Origin of the sequence: Aneurinibacillus aneurinilyticus ATCC 12856 (assembly GCF_000466385.1) — a bacterium.
Classification (GTDB): domain Bacteria; phylum Bacillota; class Bacilli; order Aneurinibacillales; family Aneurinibacillaceae; genus Aneurinibacillus; species Aneurinibacillus aneurinilyticus.
The window spans coordinates 36291-60727 of record NZ_KE952827.1 but is presented as its reverse complement, the minus strand read 5'-3'; the positions used below and the strand labels follow the sequence as shown (position 1 = coordinate 60727).

Sequence of the window (24437 nt, the reverse complement as noted above, 5' to 3'; positions counted from 1 at the left end):
TAAGAAAGCGGGGTCTGCTTTCTGCCAGGCGTACTACTTAAAAATGGGCAAGTTTTTCTTATTTCCATATTTGCTTTATCTTAATCCAAACGATAATAAGACTTTGCTGTTGGAAATTTTATTTTATAAACGCAATCGTGTTCGGATGGCTGCCTGTGCAGCGGCGATTCTAGCGCTAGGGATCCGTTGTGGAACAGAGGAAATAAAGTTCATACCAACGTTTTGCAGGAAGAGTACGGAATCTTTCTCGCTCGTATGTTCTCCACATACGCCAGTTTTTAAGTTTGGCTTATTCTTACGCCCCTGTTCCATTGCGATTTCAATCAATCGTCCAACACCTTCCGTATCAAGGTATACGAATGGATTTTCCGGCAGAATATTATTGTCCAGATAGTATGCCAGGTACTTGCCCTCTGCATCATCCCGGCTGAAACCGTAGGCTGATTGTGTCAAATCATTCGTACCAAACGTAATGAAATCGGCATATTGCGCTATTTTATCCGCTGTCATACATGCGCGTGGCAACTCGATGAATACACCGATTGGGACGTCGATTCGGTCACGGTATATGCTAAATACTTGCTGCAATGTTTCTTCTACGGTTTCCCGTACCTTTTTCATTTCACGCCAGTCGCTTACGAGTGGCACAATGATGCGCGGATACACCTCCAGGCCTTCCGCTTTCAGTTCGAGTGCCGCCTCGGCGATAGCACGTGTCTGTATTTCATAGATTTCCGGGTATGTGATGCCTATGCGGCAGCCGCGGTGCCCAAATGATGGATTCAGTTCATGAAGCATCTCTATGCGCTGCTGGAGAGCTTCTTTTTCTTCTATTAGTTTTGTATCGCCTGCCACGCGTGCGCGTTCCAATTCCAGCGCGAGTGCCGATGGATTCGGCAGGAATTCATGCAGTGGCGGATCGATGAGACGGATAGTGACCTGTTTACCTGCCATGGCCCGAAAAATTCCGTGAAAATCATATTTTTGCATAGGGATTAATTCATTCAATGCCTTTTTTCGTTCGCGCTGATTTCGGGCAAGTATCATGCGTGTTACCCTTGGCAGGCGTTCCGGATCCATGAACATCAACTCGGTTCGGCACAAGCCGACGCCCTCCGCGCCCATCTTGCGCGCTAGCTCCGCTTCCTGCGGTGTGTTGACACTGCTGTACACACGCATCGTCTTGAACTCATTTGCCCATTCTAGAAGCGTGCAGAACTCTTTGGAGAACTTCGGGGGCACGAGTGGGACTTCTCCCAGGATAACCCGTCCAGTTGAACCGCAAATGGTAATAATGTCTCCTTCTTTCAATATGACAGTGTCAGTATGCAACTCACGCTGCTCCATATCCACCTTAAAGGACTCACAACCGACAACAGATGGAGTGCCCAAATCGCGGGCTACAACGGCAGCGTGGCTCGTAACGCCACCCCGGGTAGTCAATACACCTGCGCTGGCTAGAATGCCGTGGATATCTTCAGGTGTTGTCTCCTGACGTACAAGAATGACAGAGTGGCCGGTGCGGTGCTGGCGTTCTGCCTCTTCCGCGTCGAATACGATAATACCGGTTGCAGCGCCGGAGCTAGCATCAAGCCCTTTTCCAATAACGTTTAGCTCGGCGGTTGGATCGATGGTGTGTTGCATGAGTGGAGCGATGGCAGCCGGATCGACGCGCATAATCGCTTCTTCACGTCCAATGACTCCTTCGTTTGCCATATCCACCGCGATTTTAATGTTAGCTTCTGCTGTTCGTTTGGCTGAACGCGTCTGTAGCACATATAAATCGCCTTCCTCTACAGTAAATTCTATATCCTGTACATCGCGGTAATGCTTCTCAAGATTGCAGGCAATTTTATCGAATTGGTCGAATGTTTCCGGCAACCGTTCCTTTAGTACAGTCATTGGTTGTGGTGTACGGATGCCTGCAACAATATCCTCGCCTTGCGCATTGAACATGAATTCCCCGAATAGCTCGTTTTCTCCTGTAGAAGGATGCCGGGTAAACGCAATGCCTGTACCTGAATTCGAGCCGAGATTGCCAAATACCATCTGCTGAATTGTGACAGCGGTACCGATATGATCAGGAATCTTATGAATACGACGATAGAATGTCGCTCGTGGATTGTACCATGAATCGAACACAGCACCAATGGCTGCGAGGAGCTGCTGTTTCGGGTCCTGAGGGAATTTGTGCCCCGTTTCTTTCAGGACGATTTCTTTATAGATTAAGATTAAATCAAGCAGATGATCAGGAGTAAGCTGGGAATCCTGTTTCACGTTCGCTTGCCGCTTTACTTTCTCTAGTTCATCTTCGAACAGACTATCATTTATGCCAAGCACGATAGAGCTGAACATCTGAATGAAGCGACGGTATGAATCATATGCAAAATGCTTATTCTCTTTATGCTTGATGAGAGCAGCGACCGTATAATCGTTAAGACCTAAATTCAGGATAGTATCCATCATACCAGGCATGGATGTGGATGAACCGGAACGGACCGATACGAGAAGCGGATTGCTCGGATGGCCGAATCGTTTGCCCGATGTTTCCTCTAGCGTGTGAAGAGCATGATAGATGTCCCGGACAATATCAGGGTGAATGGTTTTGCCTTCATCATAAAAACGGCGGCAGGCACTTGTAGTAATCGTAAATCCAGGAGGGACAGGCAGGCCAAGCGCACTCATTTCTGCTAGATTGGCGCCCTTTCGCCCAAGGAGTTCATTCATGCTTGCGTTGCCTTCATGGAATAAATATACGTATTTCTCGCTCATCATTGTCGCCGGATATGGCGCACACCTCCGATTTGTTTACCTGCATGTTATAGCGTACTTTCTTCTTATTATAGTAAGTCATACAGAAAGGTTTGTGAACAAACATTGACTTTATTTACAATCGTCTGCTACGATAAAAAACAGTAAATTCTAATGATTCAGTAATGAAAATTGCATGTATAACTATTCCATTTCGCTCCAGGTATAAAAAATCCTGCAAAAAGAAGAGGAGGCAGCACGTATGAGTGTGCAAACGTCTGTGGTTCGTTTTGAGGTCGAACAAGGAGTCATGTCGGTCATTTTGCAGCGGCCTGAAGTGTTAAATGCTTACAGTGAAGAAATGCTGGATGGACTAATACAGGCTATGGAGGAGGCTGGGCGTAATGAGGAAGTGAGAGCGCTTGTCATCTCAGGGGCGGGACGGGCTTTTTGTGCAGGCGGAGACGTAAAAAGCATGAGCGAATTTACACCGCTTGACATCCATGATTTTGTAGGCAAGTTGAATTACCTTGTTCGGTCCATGAATAAGCTAGAGAAGCCGATTATTGCGGCTGTACATGGCTACGCAGCCGGTGCAGGGATTTGTCTTGCCCTTGCCTGTGACCTGATTCTGGCATCGGAGGATGCGAAGTTCTCAGCTGGATTTGCACAAATCGGGCTTGTAGCTGATGGAGGCGGGATGTTTTTCCTGCCGCGTACACTCGGTACGTACCGTGCAAAGGAGATGCTATTTACCGGTAAAGCACTTTCTGCGACAAAAGCGCAAGAGTGGGGTTTGGTAAACGAAATTTATCCGACGGATACAGTAATGGAAGAAGCGCAAAAGTTAGCGATACAGTTAGCAAAAGGGCCTTCCCGCACGTATGCCATGATTAAAAGGCTGGCGAACCAGGCACTTACGGCTGATTTGGAGGCCATGCTGGAGATGGAGCGAAACACGCAGGCCGTCATGGCAGCCACAGCGGATCATCGTGAAGGTGTACAAGCATTTAAGGAAAAGCGTAGGCCGGTGTTTAGCGGCGAATAGTACATATCAAGGGTGTTGATTATCCACTTTGAACATTCAACACCCTTGGTATCCATAGATGGAGGGAAAAGGAGGAGAGTACGATGGATACGCTCGTTTCGGCTTCATGGCTTAAGGAACATTTATATGACGCAAATCTTGCCGTAGCAGATTGCCGCTTTGTACTTGGCAGCCCGGACAAAGGAAGAGAGGCGTATGAAGAGGAACATATTCCTGGTGCACGCTATTTTGATTTAGAGAAGGATTTGTCGGCACCAAAAGCAGAACATGGCGGTCGTCATCCCTGGCCACAGGCGCATGTATTCGCGTCCAAGCTAGGTGGAATGGGAATAGGCAATGATACATCCATTATTTTATATGATGCTCAAGGAGGGGCGATGGCAGCCCGGGCTTACTGGGTACTGAAATACATCGGCCATAAGCATGTAGCTTTGCTCGATGGCGGATACGGCGCATGGAAGGCGGCCGAATATCCGGTTACACATGAAATTCCCGCCCCTGTACAGATGATATATGAGCCGCATGTGCAGGAGGAATGGATACGTAGTATGGAAGATGTACGGCAAAGCATGGACAAGGAACGGGCGGTGCTCATAGATTCCCGTGCACACAACCGTTATACGGGCGAAGCAGAAACAATTGACCCTGTTGGAGGACATATTCCAGGCGCAGTGAACTATGACTGGCAGAAGGTTATTGATGAGAATGGAAAGTTAAAAGATGAGGAGGCGCTGCGCAAGCATTTTGCTGCATTGCCGCAGGATCGGGAAGTGATTGTGTACTGCGGATCAGGTGTTACAGCCTGCGCCAACCTGTTCGCGCTTGAACGTCTCGGCTATAAGAATGCAAGATTGTATCCGGGAAGCTGGAGCGATTGGATTACGTATGAAGAAAATAAGATCGCTAAAGATCAAGAGTAAGTAACGAAGAAACCGCGTTCAACGCGGTTTCTTTACTTTTATATACATCCGATTTGATAAATCGACACATGTTTGTGGTGGGAGGTAGGAAAAGAAGGAAGTCAAGTGTAATTTATGAAGTTTCGATTCTTCTTGTCCACAGCTTTGTAGAAAAGCTAGGATGTCCTCCTCTAGTTTATCTCCGAAAAATATGCGTCTTTTTGCCGGATGAGAACGAAAATTTCTTCTGGATTAGATGACAGAATTAGACAAAATATACCGGAACAAACGTGTATAATGAACATACTAAGCAAGCAAAGGAAAAAGGAGGCATTGCCATGTTTCGAAACGAGTTTTTGCAAATTGTGTGGGAAAAAGGGAGAGTTGATGTTCCGGAACTTGCCAGATTGCTCAACACAACGGAAGACTTAATCGAAGCGGAAGCGGATGTATGTGCGGCTCACGGATGGATTCGAATGCTGGACTCTCTCATTATGGCAACACCTCTAACGCATACAGGGCGATAATGATAAAAAAGCTGTCTTCTTATTGTGAAGGCAGTTTTTTTGTGTTAGGCACCATGCTTTGATGATGATGTGTGCGTATTTTGGGCGGGCTATGCAATTTCAAATCATATAAATTTCTTTTGGCGTGCAGACTAATAGCATATAGGTTTGGTAGCTAAGCAGGAGATACAGAAAGGAGTTTATTTATGTGGAAATGTCCATATTGCGGAAGTGACCAAGGGATGCCGTACCAGGACTCAAATCTTACGGGTATGTTATGTTTGGATGGGATGTGCGGCCGCTTTCATGCGATGACCGATGAGGAAAGCAAGCAGGAGGAAAGACATGTATATGAATCCGATATGTAGCGTGGTTGGTATCGTTTGTTAAATCGGGTACAATAGAAGGAAAGCGGAAAGGAGCGAACGCATGAACGAATTATCGTTTATTAGCCATGAACAAGAGGGGATAGGCGTTCATATTTTGCCGACGCAAAAGTTTAAAACGACGACTATTCTCGTACATATCCAACTGCCGCTTACGGAGGAGCTGGTCACTAAAGGTGCCTTATTGCCCAATGTATTGCAGCGTGGAACGGAACAATATCCGAACCCGGCGCAATTGCAGCGCCACTTAGATTCTTTATACGGAGCTATTTTCAACGCCGGAGTTATGAAACGTGGCGAGAAGCAAATTATTCAGCTCTATCTTGAGATTGCCAATGAAAAATTCCTGGCCGACTCCAGGCCGTTGCTTGAAGAAGGAATCCGTTTTTTAGGTGAAGTATTAACGCGCCCGCTTTTGGAAAGCGGAGCATTTGCAAAAAAAGTAGTTGAACTGGAAAAAGAAACACTTACCAAGCGAATTGAAGGATTAATCGACGATAAAATGCGGTACGCTAACCAGCGTTTAACCGAAGAGATGTGCAAGGAAGAACCGTACCGCCTTCTCGCGTACGGTATTCGTGAACAGATTCCACAGATTACTCCAGAAGATTTGTATGCCTTCTATCAGGACGTGTTGTCTTCGTATCCGGTCGATATGTATGTAATCGGGGATGTACAGCCTGATGAGGCAGCGAGCTATTTGCACAAGTATATTCCCCTTACAGCTTCAGGCACAAAGAAAGTGCCGCCGACAACATACAAAAAGGCTGTAACGAAAGAGCACACGGTTACGGAAGAGATGAGCGTTGCCCAGGGCAAGCTGAACATCGGTATGCGAACGCAAATTGGATATGCGGATAATGATTACGTGCACCTCATGATGTATAACGGCGTGCTGGGAGGATTTCCGCACTCCAAACTGTTTATGAACGTACGGGAAAAAGCATCGCTTGCTTATTATGCGGTATCACAGCTTGAAACCCAGAAGGGGCTTTGCATGATTATGTCTGGGATTGAAACGGCTAACTACGAGCAAGCGCTCACCATCATCAAGGAGCAGCTGGACATGATGAAACGTGGTGAAATTACAGATATTGAATTAAATCAGACGAAAGCGATGCTTACGAATCAGCTTCGCGAGACACGCGACAGTGCGGCTGCGATTGCCAGCATGGATTATAATGGACGCCTGTCAGGTCGTCGTCGTTCATTGGAAGAGATTCTGGACGGGATTTCCCGGACCACAAAAGAAGATATCGCACGGGTAGCACAAAAGGTGGAAATTGATACAATCTATTTCCTGTGTGGCAAGGAGGAGGCGAAATGAAAACGAAACGGTACGAACGGCTGAATGAAACACTATATTATGAACAGCTTGACAATGGTCTGGAAGTGTACATTCTTCCAAAATCAGGGTTCAGCAAAACGTATGCAACGTTCACAACCCGTTACGGCTCAATCGATAATGAATTTCGGGTTCCCGGTAAAGAACGGTTAAAAGTACCGGACGGCATCGCACACTTTCTTGAGCATAAAATGTTTGAAGAGGAAGAAGGGGACGTATTTGCGGAATTTGCAGCCCATGGAGCCTCGGCTAATGCATTTACAAGCTTTGATCGTACAGCCTACTTGTTTTCAAGCACACAGGATGTAGCCCGCAATGTAGAAACATTGCTTAATTTTGTGCAGAAACCTTATTTTACTGATGAAAATGTAGAGAAAGAGAAAGGAATTATCGGTCAGGAAATTCGCATGTATGATGATGATGCGGATTGGCGTGTCTATTTTGGACTAATTGCCAACTACTATCATCATCATCCAGTGAAAATCGATATCGCTGGCACAGTTGAATCGATTAGTAAGATTACGAAAGAGCTTCTCTATGAATGCTATGAAACATTTTATCACCCGTCCAATATGCTCCTATTTATCGTAGGGGCGGTAGAACCGGAGGAGATGATGGAGCTTGTGCGGCAGAATCAGGCTAAAAAGGCGTATGATAAGCAGGCGCCGATAGAACGCTTCTATCCCGATGAACCTGCTACTGTGGCCCGGCAACGATCCGTTGTTCACCTGCCCGTCGGTATTCCGAAGTGTTTGTTCGGATTTAAGGATAAACAGGTCGGTTTGACAGGAGAGGAACTATTAAAACGGGAAGTGGCCACGGAAGTTTTGCTTGATATTTTGTTTAGTCCGAGTTCCGATTTGTATCAAAAGCTGTATGACGCTGGATTGATTAATAGCGGGTTCGGGGCTGACTATTCAGGCGAACCCCAGTATGGCTTTTCCATGATTGGCGGTGACACAAAGGATCCGGATGCATTAGTATCCATGGTTGATACTGAATTAAAAAGTGTGCTAGCACAGGGGATTGATGAAGAAGCGTTTACGCTTTCGAAAAAGAAAAAAACCGGGGAGTTTCTGCGAGCGCTCAATTCTGTCGAATTTATTGCCAATTCTTTTACGAAATATCGATTCGGGGGCACTGATTTGTTCGCCCGCGCCGATATTCTTGAAGCGATGACGTTTGAAGATGTGAGTGCGCGATTGAAAGAGCATATTGATTTTAATCAATTCTCGGTGTCCATTGTAACTTCGCCTGAGCAGTAATGGATGTAGACGGGAGAGGGAGAGGTTGAAACAGCATAAGTATGCCTGCATAACCGGCGCAAGCCGAGGCATTGGAGCCGCTATTGCCTTGAAGCTTGCCAGGAACGGATATGATTTGACACTGCATTATCATGCTTCGGCACAGGAAGCGGAGCGACTGGCGGAGCAATGCCGATTGGAAGGGGTAATTGTATCACTTGCAAGGGCCGACCTGGCTGCTGCCGACGGAGCGGAGAGCTTGTACAGCCAATTGCCGCAGGCGCCGGACGTGCTTGTGCTTAGCGCAGGGGTGGATGCCTATGGCATGATTCAGGATGTAACTGCGGAAGAATGGGAGAAAATTATGAATATCCATGTACGGGCACCATTTTTCTGCACCCGGCTTGCGCTTTCTCATATGGTACGTCAGCGCTTTGGACGCATTATTACAGTATCGTCTATTTGGGGGATGACCGGCGCCAGTTATGAGGTATTATACTCAACCGCAAAAGGGGCGGTCATCTCCTTTACGAAGGCGCTGGCCAAGGAGGTAGCACCTTCTGGAATTACAGTAAATTGCATTGCACCCGGATTGATTCGTACCGATATGATGACGAATTCATTTAACGATGACGAACTACATGCAATAGTCGAAGATATTCCTGCCGGTCGTATGGGAACACCTGAGGAAATTGCTGCTTTGGCTGCGTTTCTTGTTAGTGATGAAGCTGGATATATCAATGGACAGATTATTAGCCCGAATGGGGCTTGGTACTGCTAACGAAGCAAAATAAGGACAGGTAGTGAACGGTTAGACATATATGCATAAAACGCCTCTGAGTGATGCATGTTAAACGTAGAAGGCAGAATGCCCTTCACATGATCATGAAGGAGGAATACGACATGTCAGTCCTGGAAAACTTTCAAGATTGGAAATCATTCTTAGCAAGCCGTGTAGCGCAGGCGGCGAGCAGCGGTATGGAGCAAGAAACGATGGAAAATATGGCATATCAAATCGGTAACTATCTATCCAATCATGTAGATCCTAAAAATGAACAGGAGCGCCTCCTGAAAGAGCTTTGGGATGCTGGTAACGAAGAACAACGCCAAGCTATGGCGGGTGCCATGGTTAATTTTGTACAGAACAAAAAACAGTAACCTTTTGTTCTTCCCCTCTTGCTTGGAGGGGATTTTTCCTTTTTTCGTGTTTTTTTATACAAACGCGTTTTTTATGTTGGAAGAATTTCATTTTTTAGTGTAGAATAGTGTCGTTATGGAAGAATCAAGCGGGGAAAGGGCGTTATACTCAAGATGGAAACAGAGAAGCAAGATTGGTATCTTGAATACGAAATTCATAAAAATCGGCCCGGACTATTGGGAGATGTCGCTTCCATCCTTGGAATGCTAGCCATTAACATCGTTACGATCAACGGAGTGGAATCCCTGAATGGAACGATTAATCGCCGCCGTGGCATGTTGATTCAAACTGATGATGCAAAGAAAATCGAATTATTGGGCAGTATATTAGAGAAAGTTGATAATATAACGCTGCGCAAGTTGCGCCAGCCTACAATACTAGATTTGCTTGCGGTGCGTCATGGCCGTTATATTGAACGGGATGCGGAAGACAAAAAAACCTTTCGTTTTGTGCGTGAAGAAATCGGGGTTTTGGTCGATTTTATGGCCGAAATCTTTAAGCGGGAAGGTAACCAGCTAATCGGTATTCGCGGAATGCCACGCGTCGGCAAGACTGAATCTACCGTCGCTGCCTGCGTATCCGCCAATAAGCGCTGGACATTCATTTCCTCTACACTGCTACGTCAAACTGTACGGAATCAGCTGACCGTAGAAGAAATGAACGGAAAGCAGCATGTATACCTGATTGACGGCATTGTTTCTACAATGCGCAGTACCGAGCGGCATGCCATGTTGATGCGAGAGATTTTGCGTATGCCATATACGAAAGTGATTGAGCACCCTGATATTTTTGTACGGGAGACGGAATATGATATAGCAGACTTTGACTATGTTATTGAGTTGCGTAACCATCCCGATGAAGAAATTACATACGAAAACGTAGAAACAGGATTCTCCGGATTTGACATTCCATGAATAAAACCGGAGAGGGCAGGAGGTGGATGATTTGTCTGAGCTCGCAGAAGTGTTACGAAAAGCCAGACAGGAGAAAGGAAAGTCGCTTGCTGAAATACAGGAGGTAACAAAAATACAACGACGTTACCTGGAAGCGATTGAGAACGGGAATTTTGAAGTGCTTCCCGGCCAATTTTATGTACGAGCTTTTATAAAAAGCTATGCGGAGGCCGTTGGATTAGATGCAGATGAGCTGATTAGCCAATATGCTTCCGAATTGCCAGAGCCTCCGAAGGTGGAAGAAGCGCCGCCACCGCTTAGACAGAATCGACAGGCAAGCAAGGAGAAAGGCGACGGAAGTAAATGGGTATCAAGAATTCTTCTGTACCTGTTTGCCATTCTTGTCATCGGAGTCGTATGGGCATCTATATACTATTTTTCAAAAAACAAGGAACAGCCTGTACCGCCAGTACCAAAAGAGAATGTATCAAAAGAACAGAAAAAAGATATTATTGTTCCACCGCCGGAAACTCCGGATACAAAACAGCAACCAGCCCAGCAACCGGCTCAGCAGCCTGCTGCCTCAGGCAAAGTTTCCCAGCTGCCGAAAACTGGCTCGACAATGAACTTTGAATTAACAGGAGCAGACAAAATTACAGTTAAAGTTACGGCTAAATCCGGCGACCATTGGATGGATATTACTGGTGAAAAAGGCACCATTGGTCAGCAAACGCTCAAAGAGGGGCAAAGCGTGACGTTCGAAGTGCCGCAGGACCAAGGCAATGAAGCGCTGCTGCGTATTGTACGGGCACGTGATGTAGAAGTCCTGGTGAATGGGCAGGCGATCGATACATCGACAGCGAAGCAGACAAGTGGTTCACAACGAATTAAGATTGTGCGTAAGTAAGTCCCTGGATTTTCAGGGGCTTTTCTTTTGACACCTTTTTTTCAGTATATTATACTGATAAGTGGAAAATTAGACACTTTTGTCTACTGGACGGAGGAAACAGAGTGGATAAGACAGCAACAGCAGAGAAAGTAGCGATCATAACGCTCGGGTGCGAGAAAAACGTCGTCGACTCAGATATTATGTCACAACTTATCGATGAACGAGGCTACATTCTCATAGATAATCCGCAGGAGGCCGATGTTGTAATCGTTAATACTTGCGGCTTTATTGATGCTGCGAAAGAGGAATCGGTGAATACAATTTTAGAAGTAGCTGATTTGAAAGAAAGCGGCAATCTCAAGTCTCTTATCGTAGCAGGATGCCTGACTCAGCGCTATAAAGAAGTGCTTATGGAGGAGATGCCGGAAATTGACGGCATTGTCGGAACTGGCGATTTTGATAAAATCAATCAGATTATCGAAGATTCATTGGCTGGCAAAAAACCGATTTTTGTTGGTAATCCGGCATTCTCTTATGAGAACGTTGCACGGCGTAAAGTAGAGAAAGGAACGTATTCTGCTTATATCAAAATTGCAGAAGGATGCGACAATAAGTGTACCTTCTGTATTATTCCCCAATTGCGCGGGGCCTTTCGTAGCCGTACAATTGAGTCAATTGTGGCCGAAGCGAAGGAGCTGGCGGCACAGGGCGTTAAAGAAGTCAACTTAATTGCTCAGGATTCGACCAACTATGGTTTCGATATTTACGGCGAGCGCGTGTTGCATAAGCTTTTGCATGAAGTATCCAAAGTGGAAGGTATCGAATGGATTCGCCTTCATTATGCGTACCCTGGATACTTTACGGACGAACTGATTGAAGAGTTTGCTTCTAATCCAAAAGTGTGTAAGTATGTGGACATGCCGCTGCAGCACAGCGAAGATCGTGTACTAAAACGTATGTTGCGTCCTGGGCGTCAGCGTGATACGCGTGAGCTTATTGCTAAAATTCGCGAAGCTGTACCGGATGTTGCGCTTCGGACTTCGATTATTGTCGGATTTCCCGGGGAGACGGAAGAAGAGTTCCAAAATCTTAAAGCATTTTTGCGCGAAGTCCAGTTTGATCGCCTCGGCGTATTCACCTATTCTCAAGAAGAGGATACCGCGGCGGCACGGTTAAACGATCAAATTCCGCAGGATGTGATTGAACGCCGTGCCAACGAGCTTATGGAGGTACAGCGTGAGGTTGCGAACGAACGTAACGGCCGATTCGTCGGAAAAGTGGTTCCGGTTCTTATTGAAGGCTACGATGGCAAAAATGATGTATACATCGGGCGTTCCCAATATGATGCAGGGGAAATTGACGGTGAAGTCTTCGTAACCGGATATAGGGGAGAATTAGGGCAGATTGTTTCCGTACACATTACTCATTCATACGATTTTGACCTTGCGGGGGAGGTTATGTAGTTGAACCTAGCCAACCGGATTACGCTGGCACGAATTTTCCTCGTGCCAGTGGTTATGATTTTTCTGCTCGTCCAGTTTGATAATCTCGGATCGTTTAAAGTCGGGGGCGTTCATATTACATATAGCGAATGTATTGCTGCAATCGTCTTCATTATTGCCGCCATAACAGACGGCCTAGATGGATATATTGCCCGTTCACGCAAGATGGTGACCAATTTGGGCAAATTTCTCGATCCGTTGGCAGATAAGCTACTTATCTCCGCTGTGTTGATTTCGCTTGTGGAGATGCAGCGCCTGGATGCCTGGGTAGCGGTAGTGATTATCAGTCGCGAGTTTGCTGTGACCGGATTACGTCTGGTAGCGGCTGCGGAAGGTCTGGTTATTGCCGCAAGCAAGCTGGGGAAATGGAAAACCGTGCTACAGATTGTAGCCGTTGCTGCATTAATCCTGCAGAATTTCCCGTTTGAAACATGGCACTTCCCTTTTGCAACAATTATGGTATGGGCTGCAGTCATTATGACCATTGTCTCCGGTGTAGAATACTTTCTGAAGAACAAAAAGGTCATTCCGCTTGCTTAGTGTTCATCCATCATATTTGGTGGGTGACTTATTTGGAAGGAGTTTGCTTATGAAAGCAGAGATTATTGCGGTGGGAACGGAACTGTTGCTTGGGCAAATCGCTAACACGAACGCACAGTTTCTTTCGCAAAAGCTTGCCGAAGTTGGTATTGGAGTGTATTACCATACTGTGGTGGGCGACAATGCGGATCGTCTCTATCGGCTAATCGAAGAAGCGTTTACGCGCTCGGACCTGATTATTTTCTCTGGAGGGCTCGGGCCTACGAAGGATGATTTGACGAAAGAAACGGTCGCCCGGGCGGTTCATCGGCCGCTTGTACACGATGAAACGGCATTGGATCACATTGTTGCTTACTTTGATCGTCGTGGTATTAAAATGACGGAAAATAATCGTAAGCAGGCATTAGTAGTTGAGGGAAGCAAGGTATTGCCGAATGATCATGGCATGGCACCTGGTATGGTTATCGAGCACAAAGGCAAATATCTTATGATGCTGCCTGGACCGCCGCGCGAGCTATATCCGATGTTTACCACATATGGCTTGCCGCACTTGCTCTCACTTATTAGTGATCAGTATGTTGTACACTCAAAAGTTCTGCGTTTCTTCGGTATTGGAGAGTCGGCGCTTGAAGAAGAATTAATGGACTTGATTGACGCACAATCCAATCCGACAATTGCACCGTTGGCGAAAGAAGGCGAAGTAACGCTGCGCCTTACTGCGAAAGCAAAACATATATCGGAAGCTGAAGAGATGATTCAGGTTATTGAGCAGAAGATTGAAGGGCGTGTGGGCGAATTTATTTATGGGTATGATGATGATTCGCTTGAATCTGTGCTGGTACGGGAATTGATTGGGCAGAAAAAGACAGTAGCGTTTGCTGAAAGCATTACTGGGGGATTGGTGAGCCATATGGTAACCTCTGTTCCGGGAAGCTCTGCAATGTTAAAAGGTTCCATTGTTTGTTATACGAATGATGTGAAGCACCATTTGCTGGCTGTTCCCAAGGATATATTGACACAGGCAGGTGCAGTGAGTGAGGAAACCGCCCATATACTGGCAGAGGAAGTTCGCCTGCGGCTTGGTAGTACATATGGTGTATCCATTACAGGTGAAGCCGGACCTGTTGCTTCAGAAGATAAGCCTGTAGGTCTGGTCTATATCGGAGTAGCGGATGGCACACAGACACAAGTTAAGACATTTCGCCTATCGGGACAGCGGAGCGCTATTCAGTCCCGTGCAGCAAAACATGCAATTTTTACGATGCTTGAACGAATAAAAAAAGGTGGTTTTTAAATGGCACATTTCTCTGATTTTGCTTTGCATAAAACAATCCAACAAGCCATTCATGATATGGGCTTCGAGGAGCCGTCACCGATTCAGGAACAATGTATTCCGAAAATTCTTGAAGGCGGTGACTTGGTTGGTCAGGCACAGACTGGAACAGGCAAAACGGCTGCGTTCGGTCTTCCGCTGATTGAAAAAATAACAAACCGTAATGTTGTACAAGCAATTGTGCTTACGCCGACACGTGAACTCGCGATTCAAGTGTCAGGTGAATTACGTAAAATAGCTAAATACAAACGTGTACGTACACTGCCTATATATGGCGGCCAGTCTATCGGCCACCAGATTCGTGCGTTAAAACAAGGTGTGCAGGTCGTTATTGGCACACCGGGCCGGGTGCTTGATCACCTGCGCCGCAAAACGCTTCGTCTTGATCAAGTGAGCATGCTGGTGCTTGATGAGGCAGACGAAATGCTTGACATGGGCTTTCAGGAAGACATCGAGGCTATTATCAAAGAAACGTCGACCGAACGTCAGACCCTTCTCTTCTCCGCAACGATGCCACAGGAAATTATGCGCCTGTCCCGTAAGTATATGAACAATCCAGAAACAGTCGCGATTAGCCGTAAGGAAGTAACTGCACCAACAATCGAGCAGGTATACTATAAAGTATTTGAACGTAGCAAGCTTGAAAGCTTGTGCCGAATCCTTGATAGCGAGGAAATTGAACTAGGTATCGTATTCTGCCGCACAAAACGTGGGGTGGACGAGCTAACCGAAGCACTGCAAGAGCGCGGCTATCTCGCAAGTGGGCTGCATGGAGATTTAAGTCAAGCTCAACGCGATAAAGTCATGCAATCGTTCCGCGACTCATCAATTGAATTACTTGTTGCTACTGATGTAGCTGCACGCGGTATCGATGTAGGTAATGTTTCTCACGTAGTGAACTATGATATCCCTCAGGATCCGGAAAGTTATGTGCACCGCATCGGTCGAACAGGGCGTGCCGGTCGTAAAGGAATCGCGATGACGCTTGTAACACCTCGTGAAATGAAACAATTGCGTACCATTGAGAAAATCTCTAAAACCTCCCTTGAGTCACGTAATGTTCCGTCCATTGAAGAAGTAATGGAACGCCAGCAGAGCATCTGGAAAGAGCAGTTGATTGCTTTGGTGGAAGGTGACGAAGACATGACGCCATTCCTGGAAGTGGTGACACAGCTTAAAGAAGAATATCCGCTGGAGAAAGTGACGGCTGCGGCTCTCTCGCTTGCATTTGCACCTTCTATTTCTTCTGCTGAGGAAGAAATGTATGACTTTGGTGATACAGGCGCATCCAAAGGCAAAGTTCGCTTCTTCATGAACATTGGCCGCAGTCTTGATGTACGTCCACCGGATTTAGTGAAAGAAATCTCCGAATTGGTTGGTACCTCCAGTAAGACGATTGGCCGTATCGATATTTTTGAGAATTTCACGTTTATTGAAGTAGACCAGGAGATTGCCCCGTTCGTATATGAATCGCTCCGGCATTCCCGCATTAAGGGAAAAAGGGTCAACATCGAGCCTGCCAAGCCGCGTTCTAAGCGTTAATTTATTGTAGACACGAAAAGAAGAGCCCTTCCGCTTTTTGAACAAGTGGAAGGGCTTTTTTGATGTCTGTATATCTGTATACAAGTAATGGATGTGCCAGTGATTATTTTTGTAAAGCGTATGCTTGTGAAGTAACAGCTGAGATCGCTTCGTATGTAATATCAATCAATTGTCCCAACTCTTCCATACTCATTGATAGAATGGGCATCAATACGATCACCGGGCCTAAGGGGCGAATAATCGCTCCATTCATGCGCGCGTGCAGAATAACTTGATGTTCCACCTGCATTTGCGCAGGAAATGTTTTTTTGCTTGCTTTGTCCTGTACGAGTTCAATGCCTATCATCATCCCTTGCTGCCGCACATCTCCTACATGAGGCAATTCACGGAACAGCAGAAGCTTTTGTGCAAGAAACTCAATTTTATTTGGTAGGGTGGCCAGCAGACCTTCACGTTCAATGAGTTCAATATTTTTGAGTGCTACTGCACAGGCGAGCTGGTTTCCTGTGTATGTATGACCATGGAAGAATGTGCGCAACTCCTCCGGTTCACCGAGGAAAGCTTCGAATATTTCCTCTGTAGTGAGCGTTGCGGCCAGCGGTAAATATCCGGCTGTAAGCCCTTTTGCTATACAGAGAAAATCCGGTTCGACTTGTTCCTGTTCACAAGCGAATAACGTGCCTGTTCGCCCGAAACCTACAGCTACTTCATCGGCAATCATCAATACATTATAGCGGGTACATAATTCGCGAACACCGCGCAGAAAGCCGGCTGGTGCAGTAATCATTCCCGCGGCTCCTTGTACGAGCGGTTCGATAATTAGGCCAGCCACTTCATCGTGCGACTCCATTAGTATTGCTTCGAGCGAATCAAGGCACATTGCTTTACATGCTTCTTCGTCGTTGTTCTCCGTCAAGCGGTACGTATACGGTGCGGGGGTTTCCAGCCGCTTAAAAAGGAGGGGATGGAAAATGTGATGGAACGTTTCCATGCCCCCTACGCTGACCGAACCGATCGTATCACCGTGATATGCTTCACGCAATGAAATGAATGTGTTTTTCTTTCCGGCGAAGCGTACCGGATCTTTCAGTTGCCAGTACTGATAAGCCATTTTTAAGGCGATTTCTACAGAGGTGGAACCGGAATCGGAATAAAAAACCTTCGTCAAGTTCGTTGGTGTGCTATCCACCAGTTTTTTGGCTAGCAGTACAGATGGAACATTAGCGGCTCCGAGCAATGTTGAGTGTGCGATTTTGCCTGCCTGTTCAGCAAGGGCCGCATTAAGTTCCGGATGATTGTGGCCGTGTATATTAACCCAGAGAGAAGAATAGCCGTCAAGATATTTTTTTCCCTCAATATCATACAGATAGCTTCCCTCGCCATGTTCGATAATTAGCGGCTTCTCCCGGCGGTACGCTTTCATTTGTGTAAAAGGGTGCCATACGTACTCTTTATCCCATGCTTCCAGATCGCGAATCGATACAGTCATTTTCATTCCTCCATACGTTTTATTTGCAAAAGTTCTGCTTCCGCCTGTTCTAAGCGTTCAAGGAGCAGCGCAAGGTTAATGTGTGTGCGTAATTCATCCAGCTGCATCCGAAGTGCTTCCGGTGCAGTATCAGTAATCTGCGGAAAAGAGCCGAGCACAGGCAGACCGGTTAACTCGCTTATCATACGCACATTGTCCCGTTCCATGCTGTTCGGCTGTTGTGGCATGTAGTTCACGATGAATCCGAGGATAGGGATACCGTGTGCTTGTGCGTATTTTACTGTTAACACCGTATGGTTGATTGTGCCGAGCCCAGGATGGGTAACAAGCAGCAGGGGAAGATGCAGATGTGTAATCAAATCGTCTGTCATATATATGCCCTGTTCGCTTTCGTATAGGGGAACAGCTAATCCCCCTGCCCCTTCGACGACTACAAAATCATGATTTTTACGTAAAATCTGAAGCTGGCGGGCAATACAGTCCGGATCAATGAATACTTTGGTTTGCTGTGCTGCCAGATGCGGCGACACGGCGGGTTCCATACAATAGGTGCAAAGCTCATCTTGTCCATACGGCAATGGATGAATGGATTGATAGAATGCTACATCTTCAGCAATAAGTGTGTCGCCCATGCGAATACCGCCGCTCTGTATCGGTTTGTAAGGAACCGCATCGTATTCGCATCTGGCAAGGAGTGCGGTCAAGCAAGCGGTAATCATCGTTTTACCGATGCCTGTATCCGTTCCCGTAACAAACAAAGCGTGTCCTTGTTTCATGCTTTTATCTCTCCTCGTAACCGATGTTTTAATGGGTAAATTTGTTTATGTACTTTTACCGCGATGACAGAAGCGATAAGACAGAGAACGATATCACCCGGTACAGCAAGCAGAAATCCGTACAGAAATGTTTGCCAGACTGTAAATGCTTTGCCGATAAGTACGTTCATTGCAACATATAGATATACGGTGCCCGCCCCGTATACAAGCAGCAAGCCGGTAAAATGAGCAATAACGAAATCGCTCCATGTCGGATTTTCTGTTCGTTCGATAAGCCGACCAATGGCATAGCTGGCTAGAACAAAGCCTACCAGATAGCCGAATGTGGGTTTTAGTACATAGCCGATGCCTCCACCTTCCGTAAATACGGGTACTCCTACAAGACCTACGATGAGGTAGACGAGTTGGCTTAGTGCGCCTACCCGACTGCCAAGCAGCGATCCTGCAAAGTAGACGAATAGGATTTGCAGCGTAAATGGAACAAAAGGGACCGGAACCTTAATAAAGGCACCAATTGCGGTAAGCGAAGCGAACATAGCGGCCAGAATTAGCCCGATAGTCGGTGCTGCCGTTTTTTGTTTCATCATCATTCCTCCTTTGTTCCAGAGTAAAAGGAATGAGGTTTTATTGTCAACTTTAAAATAGTTATGGTTGACAATTATGTGTAAAAAAATGTAAAATAAAAACAAAAGCGAATAAATGTTCGTAAAAAATGCTTGGCAAACGACAAAAAAAGAGGTACAATAAAATACGTCGAAGAGATACTTAAACAACAATGGTTGATTATGAATATAAATGAAGGGAGCGATGGCTTTGTCCGATCGCAAAGCTGCTTTAGATATGGCCCTGCGCCAAATCGAGAAACAATTTGGTAAGGGTTCCGTAATGAAACTGGGAGAAATGGCCGCGACACAGCAGGTATCTACTGTATCTAGCGGATCCATTGCGCTTGATATCGCACTTGGTATCGGAGGATACCCACGTGGACGGATTATCGAAATTTACGGTCCTGAATCTTCAGGTAAGACGACGGTAGCATTGCACGCAATTGCTGAAGTGCAAAAGACAGGAGGCACCGCTGCGTTTATTGATGCAGAGCATGCACTTGATCCGGTATATGCGGGGAAGCTTGGTGTTAATATTGACGAGCTGCTGTTATCCCAGCCTGATACGGGTGAACAAGCACTTGAAATTGCGGAAGCGCTGGTGCGCTCTGGTGCGATTGACATTATTGTTGTCGACTCGGTAGCTGCCCTTGTTCCAAAAGCAGAGATTGAAGGAGAGATGGGTGATTCGCACGTTGGTTTGCAGGCACGTTTGATGTCCCAAGCTTTACGAAAGCTTGCAGGCGCTATTAACAAATCTAAAACCATTGCTATTTTCATCAACCAGCTTCGCGAAAAGGTTGGCGTTATGTTCGGAAATCCGGAAACTACACCGGGCGGACGGGCACTGAAGTTTTACTCCAGCGTTCGGCTTGATGTGCGTCGCGTTGAGACGCTGAAGCAAGGAAATGACATGGTAGGAAATCGCACAAAGATTAAAGTCGTGAAGAATAAAGTGGCGCCTCCATTTAAAATTTCTGAAGTGGACATTATGTACGGTGAAGGTATTTCCCGCGAAGGAAGCCTGCTGGATATCGGTACAGAGCTTGATATCGTGAACAAGAGTGGTGCATGGTATTCTTATAACGAGGAGCGCCTTGGACAAGGCCGTGAGAACTCCAAGCAATTTCTTAAAGAAAACCCGGATATCGCGCACGCGATTGAATTGAAAATCCGTGAACATTACAATCTGGATCAGACAGTGTCTTTGCCACCGGCTGATCAGGATAACAAGGACGAAGAGTTTGTGCTGGATTTTGAATAAACGCCTTTCTGTCACGTGTTGATGATAAAGAAAGTTTGCCGGCTTATGACAAGGCTGGTGAACTTTCTTTTTTAATGGATAAGAAAGTAAATGCCATTGTAAAGAAGAAAAGCAGCATCTATTTTTTATCCTATATGGAGCGCATGAAACGACGGGTGAAGAAGACCGACAACGTTCGCAAGTTTTTTTATAATAGAATCAACCTTGATATGTATACGGGAGGGATGGCAGTTGGGTGAAGAAAATCGTAATCCGAGCATGATTACACGTTTGGAGCGCCAGAAAAAAAATAAGCATCGCATCAATGTATATCTTAATGGTGAGTATGCTTTCGCCATTCATGAAGACGTGCTAATTAAATATAGACTGAGTAAAGGGTGTGAACTTGATGAGGCGGATATGAAAGAATTGCTCGAAGCGGAAGAGAAAAACCGGGCGGTTCAATACGGGCTGAATTATATTAGTCACAGGCCGCGTACAGCAGAAGAAGTACGAAAATATTTGTTGGCAAAAGGTTTTCCAATTCTCGCTGCCGAGGAGGCCGTTACAGGATTTATTGAACGGAAATATATTGATGACAAGGAATATGCCCGTTTGTGGGTGGAAGAAAGGCTCCGACTAAAGCCACGAGGCAGACACTTGTTGCGTCAGGAGCTTCAGGCAAGGGGCATTGACCCAGATGATATTGAAGCCGCGCTTGCAGGGATCGAACAAGGGGATGAGGAGGCAGCCTGCCTAGTACTTGCACGTAAAAAATACGCACACCAGCATTTTGATTCTTTCCAGGGGATGCGGAATAAAGTGGGACCTTTTCTGCAACGAAAAGGTTTTTCGCATGATATCATCAAAAAAACGCTCGAAAAACTCAAAAATGATAAGCTGGATGAGGGAGTGTAATACGAATTGCCCATTCTTGACATTCCTGCGGTATGATGGCAAAATGGACTTGTATATTCTTTCTTTATCGTGGTCCTCTATCTTTTCGCTAGCCTCGATGAGAGTATACGAATAGGTTTTGCATAGGAGAGATCGAGTGTTCGATCTCGTTTTTTAACTAAACCTGATAGTTCTTAAAAAAAGGGAAAAAAGTGAAGAAAGACCTCAGATGCAAGGAGGTGACAGAAAGATGAACTTAGTACCTGTAATTCTCATTGCACTTGCATCTCTGGTGGTCGGAGCGGTAATTGGTTATTTTGTTCGTAAATCATTGGCCGAGGCGAAAATTTCAAGCGCGGAAGAAGCCGCACGTCAAATTGTAGACAAAGCTGAGAAAGAAGCGGAAGCACTAAAGAAAGAAAAAGTGCTTGAGGCGAAAGACGAAGTGCATAAGCTACGAACGGATGCCGAGAAGGAATTACGCGAGAGACGAAACGAGATTCAGCGCCTTGAGAAACGCGTACTGCAAAAAGAGGAATCGCTTGACCGGAAGACAGAAATGTACGAGCGTAAAGAAACAGAGCTTGAGCGCCGTGAGCAGGCAATTAATCAAATGTATGCGAAAACGGAAGAACTTATGCAAGCTCAAGTAACTGAATTGGAACGGATTTCGAGTCTGACACGCGAAGAGGCACGCGGTATTATTCTGCAGCAAGTAGAAGATGAAGCGCGCCATGAGGCTGCCATGCTGGCAAAAGACATCGAACAGCAGGCGAAGGAAGAAGCGGAGAAGAAAGCCCGCCACATTATTACTACGGCCATTCAACGCTGTGCCGCGGACCATGTGGCCGAAACGACCGTATCTGTTGTTTCGTTGCCGAATGACGAAATGAAAGGACGGATTATTGGTCGTGAAGGTCGTAATATCCGTGCTCTGGAGACACTTACTGGTATCGATTTAATTATTGATGATACTCCAGAAGCCGTCATTTTATCCGGTTTTGATCCCGTTCGTCGTGAAATCGCACGAACCGCACTGGAGAAGCTTGTGGCAGATGGTCGTATCCATCCTGCGCGCATTGAAGAAATGGTTGAGAAAGCGCGTCGTGAAGTGGATGAACGCATCCGTGAATATGGCGAGCAGGCTACGTTTGAGACAGGAATTCATGGACTGCATCCCGATCTCATCAAAATTCTTGGTCGCTTGAAGTACCGTACGAGTTACGGACAAAACGTGCTGAAGCATTCTATTGAAGTATCGCATCTATGCGGATTAATGGCCGCAGAGTTGGGCGAAGATCAGATGCTTGCAAAACGTGCAGGTCTTTTGCATGATATCGGCAAGGCGATCGACCATGAAGTTGAAGGCTCACATGTTGAAATTGGGGTAGAATTAGCGAAAAAATATAAAGAGCATCCAATTGTTATCAACGGAATTGCCTCACATCATGGAGACTGTGAACCAACATCGGTTATCGCAATGCTGGTGGCTGCAGCTGATGCATTATCCGCTGCACGTCCAGGAGCGCGCCGTGAAACGTTGGAAACGTACATCCGCCGTCTGGAAAAACTGGAGGAGATCTCCGAATCATTCGATGGCGTTGAGAAATCGTACGCAATCCAGGCAGGTCGTGAAATCCGGATTATGGTGAAGCCGGACCAAGTTGATGATTTGGAAGCGCATCGCCTGGCACGCGATATTACGAAGAAAATCGAAAGCGAGCTCGACTACCCGGGACATATTAAAGTCACCGTTATACGAGAGACGCGGGCAGTTGAATATGCAAAATAAAACACAAAAGCTTCTCCGAGTGATCGGCAGAAGCTTTTGTTTGCTTTGAATGAGAAAGGAGCTAGGCATATGAGACTTTTATTTATTGGTGACGTGGTGGGATCACCTGGTCGGGACATGCTTAAGGAAATGCTGCCACGCCTTAAGAAGAAGTACAATCCACATGTTACAGTAGTGAACGGAGAAAATGCAGCATCTGGACGGGGAATTACCCAAAAAATTGCGAATGAGTTTTTCGAGTGGGGTGCAGGGGCGATCACCCTCGGCAACCATTCATTTGATAACAAAGAAGTGTTTGACTTTATTGATAATGAACCTCGTATGGTGCGTCCCGCAAATTTTCCTGAAGGAACACCGGGAAGAGGATATACGTTCGTAAAGGCAACGCTTGGTGGTGAGTTAGCTGTTATTAACCTGCAAGGACGAACATTTTTACCTCCGTCGGATTGCCCGTTTCGCACGGTAGAAAAAATTGTTGAACAGGTAAAGAAACGTACGCCATATATCTTTGTTGATATGCATGCGGAAGCAACCTCGGAGAAGCAGGCTATGGGATGGTTTCTTAATGGAAAAGTGAGTGCCGTGGTTGGCACCCATACGCATGTACAGACCGCAGATGAGCGAATTCTGCCCGGTGGAACAGCCTACTTATCAGATGTCGGTATGGTCGGTCCGCGCGATAGTATTCTAGGAATGGATCGTGAAGCGGTTTTGAAAAAATTTTTAACCGGATTGCCTGTTCGTTTCGAAGTTGCCATGCTTAAACCGCAATTAAACGGGGTAATAATTGATATGGAAAAAAACACCGGACGTGCCAACTCTATTCAGCGCATTATTATTGATGAAGATCATCCATTCATGGAGTAATTATTTTAGAATTTCCAGCCCGTTTTTCTGTTAAAATTCCATTGAACAGGAATGAATTGTACCTTCGCCGAATAGAGTAATTGTGGTAATTATCAATCTATCTAAGGAGGTACTTGAGATGGAGGTATTAAAGGTTTCAGCAAAATCCAATCCCAATTCTGTCGCTGGTGCCCTGGCCGGCGTTCTGAGGGAACGCGGCGCAGCTGAGCTTCAAGCCATCGGTGCGGGCGCACTTAACCAAGCAATTAAAGCAGTAGCGATTGCACGAGGGTTCGTAGCACCTAGTGGTGTTGATCTTATTTGTATCCCTGCCTTCACGGATATTCTTATTGAGGGCGAAGAACGAACTGCAATTAAGTTGATTGTTGAACCTCGATAATTGAAGAGCCACATTGAACTTTCATCAGCTGTGCCTGTTTATTCCTTGCGAATAAGCAGGCTTTTTTTCTGCGTTTTTTTCGGACATGTCGAGGAGCGGTAATTTTATTTAAGAAATGTTGGGTGAAGGGTTGCTTTTTATAGTAGAGAGGACTACAATGAATAAAGTTTGAAGTACACAATTTGTTCATATTTTTTAAATAGATACATATATAGTAGGTGACCTGACAAATGGAAGAGGGCTCAAAACTGTGGTGTATCTGTTTAAGAAATGGTACACTTTTCAGCTGAAAAGAACGAGCAATCTATCGTCT

Annotated in this window: 23 protein-coding genes; 19 read left to right on the top strand and 4 right to left on the bottom strand. The window is 46.0% G+C overall.

The features are described 5' to 3' along the window. Positions 1–123 precede the first annotated feature (123 nt). On the bottom strand, positions 124–2772 hold the full coding sequence (gene ppdK, locus HMPREF0083_RS15835) for a pyruvate, phosphate dikinase (protein WP_205762629.1): 2649 nt from the start codon (positions 2770–2772) through the stop codon (positions 124–126). Between the two features lie 241 nt (positions 2773–3013). Here ppdK and HMPREF0083_RS15830 point away from each other — a divergent pair, with 241 nt between their 5' ends. The 14 genes from HMPREF0083_RS15830 to HMPREF0083_RS15770 all read left to right on the top strand — a co-directional run bounded on the left by HMPREF0083_RS15830 (position 3014) and on the right by HMPREF0083_RS15770 (position 16076). Further along, positions 3014–3799 (top strand): enoyl-CoA hydratase/isomerase family protein, encoded by a 786-nt coding sequence (locus HMPREF0083_RS15830; RefSeq protein ID WP_021622575.1) that lies wholly within the window; start codon positions 3014–3016, stop codon positions 3797–3799. An 83-nt stretch (positions 3800–3882) separates the two neighbouring features. After that, complete coding sequence (locus HMPREF0083_RS15825) at positions 3883–4719, top strand: sulfurtransferase (protein WP_021622574.1); 837 nt, start codon at positions 3883–3885, stop codon at positions 4717–4719. A gap of 317 nt (positions 4720–5036) precedes the next feature. Continuing rightward, positions 5037–5225 (top strand): hypothetical protein, encoded by a 189-nt coding sequence (locus tag HMPREF0083_RS15820; protein WP_040303051.1) that lies wholly within the window; start codon positions 5037–5039, stop codon positions 5223–5225. Positions 5226–5410: 185 nt separating this feature from the next. Beyond that, positions 5411–5572 carry a hypothetical protein gene (locus HMPREF0083_RS28775; protein ID WP_021622572.1) on the top strand — a complete coding sequence of 54 codons (162 nt, stop codon included), beginning with the start codon at positions 5411–5413 and terminating at the stop codon, positions 5570–5572. 61 nt (positions 5573–5633) lie between these two features. Continuing rightward, on the top strand, positions 5634–6917 hold the full coding sequence (yfmF, locus tag HMPREF0083_RS15815) for an EF-P 5-aminopentanol modification-associated protein YfmF (RefSeq protein WP_021622571.1): 1284 nt from the start codon (positions 5634–5636) through the stop codon (positions 6915–6917). Beyond that, complete coding sequence (gene yfmH / locus HMPREF0083_RS15810; protein ID WP_021622570.1) at positions 6914–8200, top strand: EF-P 5-aminopentanol modification-associated protein YfmH; 1287 nt, start codon at positions 6914–6916, stop codon at positions 8198–8200. The genes yfmF and yfmH overlap by 4 nt, the downstream gene beginning before the upstream one ends. A 25-nt stretch (positions 8201–8225) precedes the next feature. Further along, positions 8226–8960, top strand: a complete 735-nt coding sequence (gene ymfI / locus HMPREF0083_RS15805; RefSeq protein ID WP_021622569.1) for an elongation factor P 5-aminopentanone reductase — start codon at positions 8226–8228, stop codon at positions 8958–8960. 122 nt (positions 8961–9082) lie between these two features. Continuing rightward, positions 9083–9337: a DUF3243 domain-containing protein gene (locus tag HMPREF0083_RS15800; RefSeq protein WP_040303050.1), complete on the top strand. Its 255-nt coding sequence runs from the start codon at positions 9083–9085 to the stop codon at positions 9335–9337. 153 nt (positions 9338–9490) lie between these two features. Further along, entirely contained in the window at positions 9491–10291 is an 801-nt protein-coding gene (locus tag HMPREF0083_RS15795; protein WP_021622566.1) for a DUF3388 domain-containing protein, read from the top strand. Positions 10292–10322: 31 nt separating this feature from the next. Then, positions 10323–11177, top strand: coding sequence for a helix-turn-helix domain-containing protein (locus tag HMPREF0083_RS26465; protein ID WP_051354684.1), 855 nt, complete (start codon positions 10323–10325; stop codon positions 11175–11177). Positions 11178–11281: 104 nt separating this feature from the next. Continuing rightward, entirely contained in the window at positions 11282–12622 is a 1341-nt protein-coding gene (gene rimO, locus HMPREF0083_RS15785; protein WP_021622564.1) for a 30S ribosomal protein S12 methylthiotransferase RimO, read from the top strand. Beyond that, entirely contained in the window at positions 12623–13201 is a 579-nt protein-coding gene (gene pgsA / locus HMPREF0083_RS15780; protein ID WP_021622563.1) for a CDP-diacylglycerol--glycerol-3-phosphate 3-phosphatidyltransferase, read from the top strand. A gap of 49 nt (positions 13202–13250) precedes the next feature. Next, the gene (locus HMPREF0083_RS15775; protein WP_021622562.1) at positions 13251–14495 is read left to right on the top strand and encodes a competence/damage-inducible protein A; all 1245 of its coding nucleotides are present in this window, start codon (positions 13251–13253) and stop codon (positions 14493–14495) included. Then, the gene (locus HMPREF0083_RS15770) at positions 14496–16076 is read left to right on the top strand and encodes a DEAD/DEAH box helicase (RefSeq protein ID WP_021622561.1); all 1581 of its coding nucleotides are present in this window, start codon (positions 14496–14498) and stop codon (positions 16074–16076) included. A gap of 103 nt (positions 16077–16179) precedes the next feature. On the opposite strand, the gene bioA is transcribed toward HMPREF0083_RS15770, so the two are convergent. From bioA to HMPREF0083_RS15755, 3 genes are read right to left on the bottom strand one after another with little or no spacing between them, the layout of a single operon-like run. Then, positions 16180–17565 carry an adenosylmethionine--8-amino-7-oxononanoate transaminase gene (gene bioA / locus HMPREF0083_RS15765; RefSeq protein WP_040303048.1) on the bottom strand — a complete coding sequence of 462 codons (1386 nt, stop codon included), beginning with the start codon at positions 17563–17565 and terminating at the stop codon, positions 16180–16182. 2 nt (positions 17566–17567) lie between these two features. Next, on the bottom strand, positions 17568–18341 hold the full coding sequence (gene bioD, locus HMPREF0083_RS15760) for a dethiobiotin synthase (RefSeq protein WP_021622559.1): 774 nt from the start codon (positions 18339–18341) through the stop codon (positions 17568–17570). Next, a complete protein-coding gene (locus HMPREF0083_RS15755; RefSeq protein ID WP_081696096.1) occupies positions 18338–18928 on the bottom strand; it encodes a biotin transporter BioY in 591 nt (196 codons plus the stop codon). Before HMPREF0083_RS15755 ends, bioD begins: the two co-directional genes overlap by 4 nt. 226 nt (positions 18929–19154) lie before the next feature. Here HMPREF0083_RS15755 and recA point away from each other — a divergent pair, with 226 nt between their 5' ends. From recA to HMPREF0083_RS15725, 5 genes are all read left to right on the top strand, one after another. Continuing rightward, positions 19155–20210 (top strand): recombinase RecA, encoded by a 1056-nt coding sequence (gene recA, locus HMPREF0083_RS15750; RefSeq protein ID WP_040303097.1) that lies wholly within the window; start codon positions 19155–19157, stop codon positions 20208–20210. Between the two features lie 231 nt (positions 20211–20441). Beyond that, positions 20442–21107: a RecX family transcriptional regulator gene (locus HMPREF0083_RS15740; protein ID WP_051354683.1), complete on the top strand. Its 666-nt coding sequence runs from the start codon at positions 20442–20444 to the stop codon at positions 21105–21107. Between the two features lie 229 nt (positions 21108–21336). Beyond that, on the top strand, positions 21337–22878 hold the full coding sequence (gene rny / locus HMPREF0083_RS15735; protein ID WP_040303045.1) for a ribonuclease Y: 1542 nt from the start codon (positions 21337–21339) through the stop codon (positions 22876–22878). Between the two features lie 69 nt (positions 22879–22947). Beyond that, positions 22948–23745 carry a TIGR00282 family metallophosphoesterase gene (locus tag HMPREF0083_RS15730; protein WP_021622553.1) on the top strand — a complete coding sequence of 266 codons (798 nt, stop codon included), beginning with the start codon at positions 22948–22950 and terminating at the stop codon, positions 23743–23745. 118 nt (positions 23746–23863) lie between these two features. Beyond that, a complete protein-coding gene (locus tag HMPREF0083_RS15725) occupies positions 23864–24124 on the top strand; it encodes a stage V sporulation protein S (RefSeq protein WP_040303043.1) in 261 nt (86 codons plus the stop codon). Positions 24125–24437: the final 313 nt, after the last annotated feature.